The sequence below is a fragment of the Pseudomonas sp. AL10 genome (assembly GCF_029960685.1).
Lineage (GTDB): Bacteria > Pseudomonadota > Gammaproteobacteria > Pseudomonadales > Pseudomonadaceae > Aquipseudomonas > Aquipseudomonas lactis.
Genome location: NZ_JASBQZ010000006.1, coordinates 66,235 through 79,273, shown reverse-complemented (window position 1 = coordinate 79,273; position 13,039 = coordinate 66,235). Strand labels below are relative to the sequence as shown.

The 13,039-nt window shown below is 57.9% G+C and carries 10 protein-coding genes; 3 read left to right on the top strand and 7 right to left on the bottom strand.

All coding sequences use genetic code 11. The annotated features are described in order from the left end of the window. Positions 1-10: 10 nt before the first annotated feature. Positions 11-808 (top strand): thioesterase family protein, encoded by a 798-nt coding sequence (locus QK296_RS09045; RefSeq protein WP_003189843.1) that lies wholly within the window; start codon positions 11-13, stop codon positions 806-808. A gap of 9 nt (positions 809-817) precedes the next feature. Here the strand turns inward: QK296_RS09045 and QK296_RS09040 are convergent, their stop codons facing one another. The 7 genes from QK296_RS09040 to QK296_RS09010 form a co-directional block, all read right to left on the bottom strand. Then, positions 818-1,180, bottom strand: coding sequence for an Mpo1-like protein (locus tag QK296_RS09040; RefSeq protein WP_003189844.1), 363 nt, complete (start codon positions 1,178-1,180; stop codon positions 818-820). Between the two features lie 117 nt (positions 1,181-1,297). Continuing rightward, entirely contained in the window at positions 1,298-1,687 is a 390-nt protein-coding gene (locus QK296_RS09035; RefSeq protein WP_212613986.1) for a hypothetical protein, read from the bottom strand. Positions 1,688-2,391: 704 nt separating this feature from the next. Further along, complete coding sequence (locus tag QK296_RS09030) at positions 2,392-2,802, bottom strand: hypothetical protein (RefSeq protein ID WP_057710895.1); 411 nt, start codon at positions 2,800-2,802, stop codon at positions 2,392-2,394. A gap of 169 nt (positions 2,803-2,971) precedes the next feature. Next, positions 2,972-3,337 carry a hypothetical protein gene (locus QK296_RS09025; RefSeq protein ID WP_169900119.1) on the bottom strand — a complete coding sequence of 122 codons (366 nt, stop codon included), beginning with the start codon at positions 3,335-3,337 and terminating at the stop codon, positions 2,972-2,974. Between the two features lie 3 nt (positions 3,338-3,340). Next, positions 3,341-8,167 (bottom strand): RHS repeat-associated core domain-containing protein, encoded by a 4,827-nt coding sequence (locus tag QK296_RS09020; protein ID WP_282390831.1) that lies wholly within the window; start codon positions 8,165-8,167, stop codon positions 3,341-3,343. Between the two features lie 198 nt (positions 8,168-8,365). After that, entirely contained in the window at positions 8,366-9,835 is a 1,470-nt protein-coding gene (locus QK296_RS09015; protein WP_282390830.1) for a methyl-accepting chemotaxis protein, read from the bottom strand. Positions 9,836-9,931: 96 nt separating this feature from the next. Beyond that, a complete protein-coding gene (locus QK296_RS09010; protein WP_137204632.1) occupies positions 9,932-10,738 on the bottom strand; it encodes a TatD family hydrolase in 807 nt (268 codons plus the stop codon). A 236-nt stretch (positions 10,739-10,974) separates the two neighbouring features. On the opposite strand from QK296_RS09010, the gene QK296_RS09005 reads away from it, so the two are divergent. Then, positions 10,975-12,396 carry a transglycosylase SLT domain-containing protein gene (locus tag QK296_RS09005; protein ID WP_003189850.1) on the top strand — a complete coding sequence of 474 codons (1,422 nt, stop codon included), beginning with the start codon at positions 10,975-10,977 and terminating at the stop codon, positions 12,394-12,396. A 103-nt stretch (positions 12,397-12,499) separates the two neighbouring features. After that, positions 12,500-12,934, top strand: coding sequence for a DoxX family protein (locus tag QK296_RS09000; RefSeq protein ID WP_003189852.1), 435 nt, complete (start codon positions 12,500-12,502; stop codon positions 12,932-12,934). Positions 12,935-13,039 lie beyond the last annotated feature (105 nt).

The window sequence follows — 13,039 nt, the reverse complement described above, 5'->3', positions numbered from 1 at the left end:
TGAGGTCGCCATGCGCTTTAGTGATTTGCTCGATGCTGCCCGTAGCAATCCGCTGGATGTCACCATCCCTGCCGAATGGGCCCAGGGCCGGGCTACCTTTGGTGGCCTAGTCGCCGCCTTGCAATACGAGGCGCTGCGCGCTCAGGTGCCGGCGGATCGACCGCTGCGCTCCCTGGCCATCACCTTTGTCGGCCCGGTAGCGCCGGATGTACCTGCCAGCTATCAAGTCGAAGTGCTGCGCGAAGGCAAGGCGGTCAGCCAGTTGCTAGGGCGCGTGGTGCAGAACGGTGAAGTGGCGACCCTGGTCCAGGCCAGTTTTGGCGCTTCTCGCCCCTCGGAAATTGACGTGGCAAGTGAGCCGCCACCGGTCTTCAAACATTGGGATGAGTGCCAGGAACTGCCCTATATCAAGGGCGTTACCCCCGAATTCATGCGCCACTTGGCAATGCGCTGGAGTGTGGGTGGCCTGCCGTTTACCGGCAATAAATCCCGCGACATGGGCGGTTGGGTACGGTTGCGAGGGGATGTAAAAGAAGAGCCACTGACCGAGGCGCACATCCTCGCCCTGGTCGACGCCTGGCCACCGGCGTTGCTGCCGCACCTGAAAAAGCCCGCGCCGGGCAGCACCCTGACCTGGACCATCGAGTTCATCCAGCCACTGCAAGACCTGACCACACTCGACTGGTGCCAGTACCACGTCAACATCGAACACGCCCGCGACGGCTACGGCCACGCTGCCGCTGCCTTGTGGAGCCCGACCGGCGAGTTGATCGCCCTCAGCCGTCAGACTGTGGTGGTGTTCGCCTGAACCTGCCGGTCAGTGGTGGTGCCGCTGCCGCCAGGCGCGCCACCAGCCACCGCTGAGCACAAAGCGCGGGAAAGTCACGAACTGCTCGACCACCAGGCGCTGCACCGCATCTTTACGATCGCTGAACGGCTCACTGGCCTGAGCCTCCAGGCTATGGCCATGACGCTGCAACGCCAGGCCCGCGACAATGCCAATCACGCCGACCGCGAAACTGGCCAGGCTCAGGCTGAACACGCCCGACACGATCAACAGGAAACCAACGATAAACAGCGGCACGGCAATCAGGTGCAACGCCAGGTTGGTCGGGTGCTGATGGTTCTGTGGGTACTGACGCCATTGCCAGGCGGGGAGATTGGGGTGACGTTTGCCCATGGTGGTGAATCCTCTGTCCGTTGAAACAACTTGAACAGAGTTTAGGTTGAGGTGGGCGAGGTGGCGAATTGGGGCTGGCTATGGACCTCATAGTCTGCAATTTAGGCGGAGTGGCGCTCATGCCCAAATGACACAGTCATGATCGTCCATGTGTACTAAGAACGTCAGCTCGTTATCGGTTATCCAAAACGGATATCCGGTGGTTTCGCCTAACAAAGAGGCGAGCACTCGAGCGTTTTCCATTCTCCAGGCGCTGTACGCTGAATCTAATACCAGCAGAACCAGGCCATTCCCGCTAATGCGATGCGGCACCTCCTTCCAAAAGTCAGGGTTGTGTTCGGTGCTTTTCTCGTTCAGTTCGACGGGATCAAGCACATTGCTTTGCGCTTTGAAGAATTTTCTCGTCAGAGAGCTTATCAACAAGTTGAGTTCGCTCGAATCAAGCTTTCCAGCGTCGAGGTTCAGCGCATTAAAGGCTTCGTCTATTTCGTCTTCCAGATAACTCATCAGGGGACACCTATTCTGGACCGGCTGACAGGAACCAGTTGGAGCAGTATATGGCCTCTTTTGGCTCCTCCGTCGCCTCTCTTTCCAGGTGTTTGATAGCCAATATGAGGTGATTTCGGGCCTTCTTTACTTGGCACAAGCATAGGATCGTCAATATTCACTTCCGCTCCTCTATTGGGACCGGTTTGTACTCGCCATTCTGTTGGAAATGATTTGCCATATTGGTCTTTGCCCCATTTCGATACGCTGTATTCGGTGTTGGGTATGTTCGTCCTGCGAAAAGGCTCATCCAAACCATCGGTGGAAAGCGTGGTGCCGCGGGTTTATTTGTTGAGTCTGATGATTATGGAGCTTTCCAAGCGCTGATCAGATTACTTGATTGCATAACGCAGCAGGTTCGAATGTGGGAGGAGCGCCAGTCAGTTAAGCGCAGATCCCCTGTGGGAGCGGGCTTGCCCGCGAAGGCGGCGTGTCAGTCACGGCATCTGTCACTGTATTACTGCTTTCGCAGGCAAGCCAGCTCCCACATTTGATCTTCGTTGCTTTGGGCATTGCGTTCGCTTGACTAACCAGCATTAGGGCTTGCACCGATTCCGGTGGGGCAGTTTGCACATGTATTGGCTGGTTCACAGCTATCGGGGTCAAGTCCCATCCCATATTCGATATTCAGGGTGTCTAGGGTAAGGAGATTTACCTGAACGGCATCAAGACTGTATGAAGTACAAATTAGATGTGGACCCTTCGATTTTCTTGGCTTTGCCCTTTTTTAGGTACGCATTGAACTCACGTTCCAAGGCTTGTTTATCTGTATGTTTTTTGTACTTGCTGGGTGTTTCGCATGCGTACATATACAGCCTCCACGAGTCGAAACCGTCGACCCTATCGTCCGGGCCGTAATCAAAGTCGACACATATTTCAGATAAGTAAACACTGCAACCAATACCGTGCAGTTCGTAGGTGATATTTGCAGCGACCGTCCCGCGCTGTGGGATCTTTTTGGATCGCCATAGACCAATGATGTTTTTGGTTCCAAAGACTTGCTCAAGTAAGTCGGTAGCCTTTTTTACTTGTTCCAAGTAGTCGGTAATCAAATGTTCTAGAGTTTGAGTTCTCATCTTCTTGGCCTTTCTAGTCTGTCCAGTTCTACTGCGTAGCTGTCGGTGCCCTTCAGTAACGTGGGTGAAAAGGGATGAAGTGAGAGGAAATAAATTTACTTAATGGTTGGTAGATATTTTAACTAAGTTTCTCCCGTTTTTTCTCAGGCAGATGTTTTGTAGGATTTATTTACTTTGATTCGCTTGCGTTGGCGTCCAAGTTGTAATGCTCTAGGCAGCGAAGCAATACTTTCATAAATTGCCTATGATTAGTTATTTCATAGTCAAAATAAGTGTCGAGAAAGTAAAATACGGACTCGAAATTCTCATCCGTATTTAGGTAGTGGTGAAGTGTGTCAATGTGCCATTGGCGCTCTTTGGGTCTGTAGGATAGAAATTCTGGTTTGGTTAATTTGTCAAACAGCTCCGTAAGCTCCTTTTCATCATTGATGTTTTTTGATGCTATGAAGCGCTCTCGTTCAGGGTCGTCATAATTTTCAATGCTGTAGGTGAATAGTAAGCTTTTGATGATTGATAGTTTCGGGGTGAGCTTCATGGCCTAAAACTCCGTGTACGCAGTGATTGGATTGCCGTTGATGTCCAGGATTACAATGGCTTTGCTTTGCTTTCCGTATTCAAAGCTATTTCTTTTGTACCCTTCGCCAATTATTTTTCCCATATTCATCGGTTCTCGAGATGTCTCTAAATTTGTGCGCCTAAGTATAAGTCTGGCACGGTAAATAGCGTTAAGTTGGTCTCGATGGCTGAGGTACCGAGTCGCAGCAGTAGGTATTTTGGGCTCGCCATCTTTGTTTCCGCCAATGTATCTTTCAATTTCTCCTGTGGTCGGATTTTTACCTGATCGTACTCTTTCAAGTTGAGAGCCGCGCGTTGTCTGCGCGCCGTGCTTCTCCAAAAAATGTGCTCTTGGGAACGCTTGCTCTATCTCTTTCAGACGTCTGTAGGCGTTTGCCTCTGCTAGCTCATCAATTCTCGCCTGCCGCTGCGTGCGGGTCAGTTGCGGTAAGGCAGGCTCTCCGTGGTTAACACTCTCCGCAGGGTTTGGAGCACTGGTGCTGGCTTTACACCTGTCAGCACCTGGGCATGTATTCAAGCCTAGCGGATCTACCCATCCCGTCGGATTGGGCACATAACGGTACCCATTGATCCCACCCGCCAACTTCACCGGATCCGGTGTCAGGTAACGACCAATATCCGGATTGTAGTAGCGATGGCGGTTGTAGTGCAGGCCGCTTTCCTGGTCGAAATACTGTCCCTGGAAACGCAGCGGATTGTCGATTTTGCCTACGTCGAGCCGTGCGATCTGGCCGTAGGCGCGGTAGTGAGCTGACCAGACGATTTCTCCTTCCGGTGTGGTGAGTTCTTGCGGGGTGCCTAGGTGGTCGAGTTGGAAGTGGTAGGGCGTTGTGGCTTGTGGTCCGTAGCCTTCCAGCAGTGCTAATGGGCGGAAGCTGTTGGGCTCGTAGATATAACTGCGATGACAGTCTGCATAGTGCTCGGCAATCAGCTTGTCGCCTTGCCAGAAAAACTCGGTGGTCTTGCCGTCTACGGTCTTGCTGATGCGGCGCCCAAATGGGTCGTAGCGATAGCGGGCGGTTTGGCCGTTGGGTTGGGTGACGCTGATGAGCCGATGCTGGCAGTCGTAGCGATATTCGGTGATGAGTAGCTGGCCTTTGCCGCGCCGCTCACGAATCAAGTTGCCGAAGGCGTCGTAGTCGTAGTGGCGGTCGCCTTGGATTATCAGGCGGTTGGCCGCAACGATGTCGGGGCCGGGGCGGTCTTGCATCAGCAGGTTGCCGGGCGGGTTGTGGCCGAAGCGTTCCTGCACGTCTTGGGAGTGGTCGGCGCGGGTCAGGCGGGCGAGGGGGTCGTAGTGGTAGCGGTGTTCGCCTTTGCGGGTGTCGAGCAGGCGGGCGAGGTTGCCGGCTTTGTCGTAGTCGTATTGGCGTTGGTAGAGGTGGTTTTGTTGCTGGGTCACCGCATGGGCATGCAGGCGGTGTTGATCGTCGTAGTGGTAATGGCTGAGCAGTTGGCCTTGCTGGCGCTGGTGTTCGCGGCCGTTCTTGAACAGATGTGAGGTGAGCACTTCTCCGTTGAGTTCGACGGTGGCGAGGTGGCCGCCTTTGTCGTGGTTGAAGGTGACCCGGTTGTTGTCCGGCAGGCGCAGGTTTTTCAGCTGGCCGCAGGCGTCGTAGCCGTAGCGCAGGGTGCCCCAGCCTTGGTGTTCGGCGGTGAGGCGGTTTTGGCGGTCGTACTCGTAGGCCAACGCCCAGTGACCGTCGTCGACGCTGAGCAGGTTGCCCTGGCGGTCGTAGGCGTAGTCGACAACGCTGGCATCGGGCAGGGTTTTTCGTACGAGGCGCCCGGCGTGGTCGCGCTGGTAGCGGGTGATTAATTGGCTGCCATCGTCGCCGTATTCGGTTTTCTCCAGCAGGTTGCCATTGAGGTCGTAGGCATACGCGGTGCGTTGGCCGTCGAAGCCGGTTTCCTGTTGGATCAGGCCATTGGGGTGGTAGTCGAGCTGGTAGGTTTCGCCGACTTCGTTTTCGATTTCGGTGAGCAGCAGCCGGGCGTTGTCGTAGCGGTACTTGACCTGGGTGCCGTCGGCGTTGATACGGCGGCTGATCAGGTGCAGGCCGTCTGCGTATTCGTAGCGGGTGACGTGGCCGAGTTCGTCGCGTTCGGCGATGATTTTGCCGTAGGGGTTGTAGCTGAATTCGCGTGTGGCGCCGCCTGGCAAGACGAGGCGAATCAGCCGACCGACGCTGTCCCATTCATAGACTGTTTGCGCGCCGTGCTCATCCTCACGGGCGATTTGCCTTCCGAGGTCGTCATAGCGATAACGCTTGATCCCACCATTGGGCAATTGCTCCTCAAGCAACTGCCCACGCTCATTCCACACCAGCCGATGGCAACTGTGATCCGGGTACCAAACCCCCGTCAGTTGCCCGTGTTTGTTGTAGCTGTAGTCGATCGCGCTGCCATCCGGATCAATCTTGCGGATGACGTCACCCTGGTCATTGCGCTCATATTTCCAAACCGCCTCACCGCGCCTTACAACCCTTACGAAGCCGTTGTCATGCTCGTAAGACGTCGGCTCGTCATCCCCCGGAAACAACGCCACCAAGCGTCCGGCTTCGTCGTACTGATACGCCGTCACCGCGCCCAGCGGATCCTGTTCGACGGTCAGCCGCCCCTCGGCATCGTAGGATTTGAAATGCTGCGCGCCGTCCGGATCGATGCGCTGCACCAACCGCGCCCGCTGGTCATGGACATACACTTCCTGGCTGCCATCGGCGTTATGCACGGTGACACGGCCGTCATCCCCCCAGGCATAGCGCGTGTCCATCTGGGAAAAACTCGCCCAATGCCGGACACACCGCGCCGCTTTGCCAGATCGTTCCCACGCCCAGAAGAAACTCGCCCCACCGGCCAGTTGGCGTTCAAGAATGACGTGCTGATCGTCGTACCGATAACGCTCGCTTTCACCGACAGCATTGGTCGCGCAAACCAGTCGTCCATTTTCGTCATAGGCGTAGGAAACGACGTTCTGCTCGGTCTCCCACACGTAGGGATCACGGCCTTTGGCACGATGAACCTGGTAGTCCACCGCCACGATGCGATCCAATTCATAACGCAGCAGCAGCGAGCGGCCAGCACCGTTATCCAGCCGCTCAATCCGCCCGGAGGGATCACGGCAAATGCGCAGCCGGTTGTCATACGCATCGCTGATCGAGACCAGCACTCCATCGCGAAAGTGATAGAACCGCGACGCCTGGGCCAGCACTAACTCATCAGGAGCCGAGCCCAAGTAGATCGCTGCTTCCGCCAGGCTATTGGTGATCGCGCGTCGGGCAGATGTGGGCAAGGGCAGGGTAGTCGAGCGGTTCTCATGGTCGGTCCACACCACCGAATCGCCCGACACACAAAGCCTGTGCGCCAGCGCATGACTCCAGCCAAACCCCAACCCGCAATCCACATCCACCGCACTGGTGCGATACAGCCGCGTCCACTCAAACGGCAAAACCCCGTCCAGCGCGCCATCGGTGAGGGTGAGCAATTCTTCCCCGGTGACCATCGACACCGGGCAGCCGTTGGTGACCGTCTTGTCCGCTGGCGCCGTCGCATCCCCTTTCGGATTCGACGCCACGGCAGGCACATCATCGACGTGTTCCTGACGGACCAACACGGTCTGTCGGGTCTTGTTGCGAACCACCGGCACCGGGTTCGAAACCAGCGTGTCGCCGGCCTTCAATGGAACCACTGGCACGGCCTTGACCGGCGTCGCCGCACTGCTCAGCAACACCGGCTTGGCGACCTCGACATGAGCTTCCAGCCGAGGCCCCGTCACCTGCTTGGCCAGCAATTCCAACAACGCCCGCGCCCGGCCGGACTTGACGCCACTAAGGATCTGAGCACCCAGGCGCAGCTGGACCCCAATGCCTCGCGTGGCCCAGATCAGCAGTAGATTGATCAAGACTTCGCCGGTGATTTCACCCAGCAGTTCGTACATGTCAGGTGGCGGCAGCATGCGTACCCAGGCCACCAGCGCCGACAGGTAGATAAACAACAGCGGCTCATCACTGAGTACCAGCAACCCCTTGGCCAGCGTGTCTTTGCCCAGCTTGAGCAGCGCCTTCAGCTCAGCTTCGGACAGGTACTTCAGCAACTTTTCGCTGTTGGATTTGAGATTGGCGAGCAGGTCGTACAGCTCGGTGATGTTGTCCCACAGGTTATAAAGCGCGCCGCCAAGCCCGGCAGCAAAGGCCATGCCCTGTAACGCACTGCGCTTGTAAGCAGGCGCTTTGGCAAAGTCTGCCCATCGAGGCTTGAAGTACTCGGCCCAGGCCTTGCGCAAATCCGCTTCCAGCCCGGCGATCACAGACTCATAGGACGCATACAGCGCCTGGACGTGAGCCTTGGAAACGTTGGGGTAAAAGGTGATTTCGTACGTCTGGTCGCGGGTACAGTCGTTGACTTCAAGAATGCCGCTGGGGCCAATGGTGCGATGCAGTGGTGCACCTACCGGGCTGCCGTCCCGAGCAACGGCTTGCAGCATCACAGGCGTGTTGCCGATGGGCACGAACTGCGTGCTTTCGAACAGATGCACCAGGGTCAGCCCGCCCTGGGCTTTGCATTGAGCGACCGTGCGACTGGTTTTTTTGGAAGAAGCCGGCGCGACCAGTGCGACCTGTTCTCCCACCTTGAATACCTGCTCCACACTAAGTGCCGAACCACTTAAAAAGCTGTCGGCCCACGTATCAAAGGTATTCAGGCAGGTGCGGAAATCCGCAAATACGCGCTCAACCTTCGGCGCTTCGGGATCCATCGGCACCAGCACCAGGTTGGCCAACACCGAGATCAAGAGACAGCCCCATCCATTAGGGCTTTAACGAAAACCACCATCTGCAATCCCTCGCACTGTTTGATCAGGCGAGGGACTTTGCAGCGGTTGTCAGGTAAAAGAAGTCGGCGTTATTCGCGAGAGGGGCGAGGAAGTTTCGTCTTAACCTCAGGTAAACCGAGGCTTGGTCGTAGGAGTCGGATTACAGCTGGAACAGTCTTACAACTTCAACTGCCCAATCGCCTTGCTCAACTCCCCGGCCAGCGTCGCCAGTTCATTGCTGGTAGTCGCTGATGCCACGGTTTGATGCACGGTGTTTTCGGTCACATCGCGAATGCTCACCACGGCGCGGTTCATTTCTTCGGCGACATGGCTTTGTTGCTCGGCGGCCACGGCAATCTGGGTGTTGCTTTCGCGCATCTGTGCCACGGCCCCGGTAATTTCAGCCAGCGCGAGGCCGGCTTCCTGGGCCTGCTGTACGCAGTCATCGGCCTTGAATGAGCTCTCCTGCATGAAGTCCACGGCGTCGCGGGTGCCGGCTTGCAGTGCCGAGACCATGCGGGTGATTTCGTCGGTGGAGCTTTGCACGCGCTTGGCCAGGTTGCGCACTTCGTCGGCGACCACCGCGAAACCGCGGCCCATTTCCCCGGCGCGGGCGGCTTCGATGGCGGCGTTGAGGGCGAGCAGGTTGGTCTGTTCGGCGATGCTGTGGATCACCCCGACCACGCCGTTGATTTTCTGGCTGTCTTCAGCCAGTTTCTGGATCATTTCGGCGGTCTGCTGTACGCCACTGGACAGCCCGGCGATCGAACGCTGCACCCGAGTGACCACAGCCTGGCCGCTGCCGGCGAGGGTGTCGGCGGACTGGGACAAGTCACGGGTGGCGCCTGCGTGCTGGGCGATGTGGTAGACGGTGGCGGTCATTTCGTTGATGGCGGTGGCGGCCTGGTCGGTTTCGCTCTGCTGGCCGAGCATGCCGTGTTGTACCTCGTTCATGCTGCTAGCCAGGCGTGCGGCGCCGTCGTCCAGTTGCCGGGCGGTGCGGGCCACGGTATTGACCACCCGCTGGTAGCCAGCTTGCATGGCGTTGAAGGCACTGGCCATCTGGCCGACTTCATCCTTGCAAGCCAATGGCACCCGCGCCGAGAGGTCGCCGGTTTTTTCAACGTGCAGCATCACATCCTTGAGGGTGTTGAGTTGGCTGAGCAGGAAGCGGATCAACAACTGCGAGGCGCCGAGCATGGCCAGCATCAGCACTGCCACGGCGACGGCGTAATGAGTGAAGCGTTCACGGAACACCTGGCTCAGGCTCGGCGCGTAGGCCAGGACTGCGACCTGCTGGCCGTCGGCCCGGCTGATCACTTCGGCCCCGATCAGCGGGTTTTCGCCGAACAACGGCATGGGGTTGAGTTCAGTCCAGCCGTTGGCAGTGCCCAGGGCGGGCAGATCCTGGGGGATCTGGCCTTTGGCAAAGGTGAGCCAGTGCTCACCCGTGGGCAAGGTTTTGTCGGCTGGCCAGGCGCTGAGCAAGCGCCCCTGGGCCTGGGCCGATGCCTGCGACGCCTGGCTGCGCGCCTGTTGTTCAAGCTGTACGGCGTACAGCACCAGCAGCAGGGTGGTGATGAAGGCGACCGCATTGACGGCCCAGAATTTGTATTTGAGCGAGATATTGCTAAGCCAGGCACCCATGGAAGGTTTTCTCTGATAGCGGAAACAGTATTGGCAAGGTGCCATTATTGTGCCGCTATTCAGAAAAACGCTTTTGACATGGGTCAATGCGCTGCATTAATCCACGGCAGGCAAACCGAAAAAGCGCCGGGCGCAGGCGGTGCTGTGCAGCGCCAGGTCTTCCATCGTTTCGTTACGGTGCAGGGCCACTTCGCGCAGTACTTCGGGCAGGTACGCCGGTTCATTGCGACCATTCTTCGGCTTGGGGCGCAGGGTGCGTGGCAGCAGGTAGGGCGCATCGCTTTCCAGCATCAGACGGCCTCGGGGAATTTCCCTGACCAGCGGATGCAGATGAGTGCCACGGCGTTCGTCGCAGATCCAACCCGTGATGCCAATGTGCAAGTCCAGGTCCAGGTAGCTGAACAGCGCTGCCTGTTCACCGGTGAAGCAGTGCACCACGGCGGCTGGCAGGTGGTCGCGGTAGTCCTTGAGGATCTCCAGCAGACGCTGGTTGGCATCGCGCTCATGGAGAAATACCGGCAGTTGCAGCTCGACCGCCAGGGCCAGGTGTTCTTCGAGGACTTTTTCCTGCTGGGGGCGAGGGGAGAAGTCCCGGTTGAAATCCAGCCCGCATTCCCCCACGGCGCGCACTCGGCTGTCGACCAGCAAGCTGCGCAGGCGTTGGGCGCTGTCGCTGTTCCAGTCGCTGGCAGAGTGAGGGTGAATGCCGGCGGTGCTGAACAGGCGTTGGCCGCTTTCGTCGAGTTTTACACACAGTTGCTGGGCCTGTTCACTGCCCTCGACGCTGGTGCCGGTGAGTACCAATTGCTGCACGCCAGCGGCGTAGGCGCGTTCGAGAACGGCCGTGTGCCTCTCGTCGAAACTGGGGTTGGTCAGGTTGACGCCAATATCAATGAGTTGCATGGTGCTATCTCCGCCTGCGGCCGGAAAGCATATCAGAGCTGTAGATTGATAAGAAAAACCAAGAACTACAACGCGTTAACGCTGTCTTTGAACGTCGCAAGCGACATTGTGGTGGGCCGATTGCCTGCCACTGTGGCGCCGTTGCACGCCTTGCCAGCGCATAAAGCGCTCTGTTTCTGACCACCAGCACTGCGTAATTCGCACAGGCGCTGGCCAGTTTTCTTTCCGGAGAGCGGATGATCCGACCCTCGGCGTTGCTTATGTTATGCGTGACGTTGCTACTGCCCATGGCGGCGGTCGCGCGTCTTGACGGGCCGCTGCAAGTGACCAAGCCCGGCAAGGTCCGTGACCTGGCGCAAATTCGCTCCAGCCGCACCCTGCGCGTCTTGGTCAACCAGAGCCGCAACAGTTCCGGTGAAGTGCAGGGCCAGGCCATCGGCGTCGAATACCACCGGTTGCGCGCCTTCGAGCAATACCTCAACGGCCATGCCCGTGATGGGCAGGCCATCAACCTCAAGATCATCCCCAAGGCCAAGGACCAGTTACTCGGCGCGCTGGCCCGTGGTGAAGGCGACCTGGTGGCACCCGGTGAGTTGCTGGATGTGAAGGGCGTGCACAAGGTCAGCGCCAGCGCCCCGATTGTCAGCGATGTGCCGTTGTGGTTGGTGGGCGTCAAGGGTGAGCGACGCTTTACCAAGCTGGAGCAACTGTCGGGGCGCACGGTGACGCTGACCACGGGCAGTGCGGCGGCGGATGCCATCAGTCAGGTCAATCAAAAGCTGGCCCTGCACAAGCGTCCACCGGTGAAAGTGGAATGGGTTGACCCCAGCCTGGCGGTGGAAGACGTCCTGGAGATGGTGCAGGCGGGGATTTTTCACCTGACGATCGTGGAAAAACCGATTGCCCAACGCTGGTCGAAAATCCTGCCCAAGTTGCGCTTTGACAAGCAGGTGGTGATCAGCGAGCCGGGCGACGAGTTCTGGTTTGTACGCCAGGACGCGTCGATGCTGCGCGCCAGCATTGATCGGTTTATCAAGACCTATCACACGCCTTCCGACCAGGATGTGGCCTTCCAGCGTATCTATCGACGCCTCTACCAGGTCCGTAACCCATTGGCGCGGGCTGACCGCCAGCGCCTGGAAAAACTGCGCCCGGTTTTGCAAAAACATGCGCGTGAGCAAGGTATGGACTGGCTGAACCTGGCGGCGTTGGCGTTCAAGGAGTCTTCCCTGGACCCAGGTGCACGCAACAGCGGCGGCCCCACCGGCCTGATGCAGATCACGCCGTCGGCGGCCCAGCGGGTGGGGGTCAACAATATCGAGACGCTCGACAATAACGTGCAAGCGGGGGCACGTTACCTGGCGATGATCCGTCGCAAGTTTTTCGCCAGCCCCAAGCTCAATGAGCGCGAGCGCATGGCCTTTATGCTGGCGGCGTACAACATGGGGCCGGAGCGAGTGCAAGGCATGCGCACCGAGGCCAAGCGCCGCGGGCTTAACCCCAATCAGTGGTTCTTCCAGGTTGAACGCATTGCCATGGAGCAGGTAGGGATGGGCGGCGTCAGCTATGTTAATAGCGTCAACAAGTATTATTTGGCGTTCGATCGGGAGCGGGAGTCCCTTGAGCCGGTAGCTGCTAAAATTGCCTCGCGCAAATAATCGAATTGTTAGATATTAATTAGGCGATATTTCGGCTTTTATCATTGCTTAAACTGATTAATATAGCGGCCAACCAACCCCTACCTGGAAAAGGATTTACCCCATGAGCCCAATGATTACCCGTGTACTGTCCACTCGCGCCGGTTATGGCCTGACTATTCTGCGCATCTTCGTCGGCATCATCTTCGCTGCCCACGGCTCGCAAAAACTCTTCGGCTGGTTTGGCGGTGGTGGCCTGGCGGGCACCGCACAATGGATGGAAAGCATCGGCCTGGCGCCGGGTACGCTGATGGCGCTGCTGTCGGGCGGTACCGAGTTCTTCGCCGGCCTGGCCCTGATCATCGGTTTGCTGGTTCGTCCTGCTGCATTGGGCCTGACCTTCCTGACGCTGGTGGCGATTTTCTCTGTACACATCCACAACGGGCTGTTCATGGCCAACAACGGTTATGAGTTCGCACTGGCGTTGCTCGGTGGCGCGCTGGCGGTGTTGCTGGAAGGTGCGGGCAAATTGTCTGTCGACCGCGCGATCACTCACTGATCGTTTTGCAAGCTGCACAAAAGGCCCGCTGATGCGGGCCTTTTCGTTGCCCGGGATTCTTGACACTGCCCCACCGGCTTCTCTAGGATGCTGCTCATGCGCCGA

Bases quoted from the DNA above. Each gene is read 5' to 3' on its own strand.
- QK296_RS09010 (WP_137204632.1), bottom strand. From the start codon at position 10,738: ATGCAACTCATTGATATTGGCGTCAACCTGACCAACCCCAGTTTCGAC.
- QK296_RS09000 (WP_003189852.1), top strand. From the start codon at position 12,500: ATGAGCCCAATGATTACCCGTGTACTGTCCACTCGCGCCGGTTATGGC.
- QK296_RS09025 (WP_169900119.1), bottom strand. From the start codon at position 3,337: ATGAAGCTCACCCCGAAACTATCAATCATCAAAAGCTTACTATTCACC.
- QK296_RS09030 (WP_057710895.1), bottom strand. From the start codon at position 2,802: ATGAGAACTCAAACTCTAGAACATTTGATTACCGACTACTTGGAACAA.
- QK296_RS09045 (WP_003189843.1), top strand. From the start codon at position 11: ATGCGCTTTAGTGATTTGCTCGATGCTGCCCGTAGCAATCCGCTGGAT.
- QK296_RS09005 (WP_003189850.1), top strand. From the start codon at position 10,975: ATGATCCGACCCTCGGCGTTGCTTATGTTATGCGTGACGTTGCTACTG.
- QK296_RS09035 (WP_212613986.1), bottom strand. From the start codon at position 1,687: ATGAGTTATCTGGAAGACGAAATAGACGAAGCCTTTAATGCGCTGAAC.
- QK296_RS09015 (WP_282390830.1), bottom strand. From the start codon at position 9,835: ATGGGTGCCTGGCTTAGCAATATCTCGCTCAAATACAAATTCTGGGCC.
- QK296_RS09040 (WP_003189844.1), bottom strand. From the start codon at position 1,180: ATGGGCAAACGTCACCCCAATCTCCCCGCCTGGCAATGGCGTCAGTAC.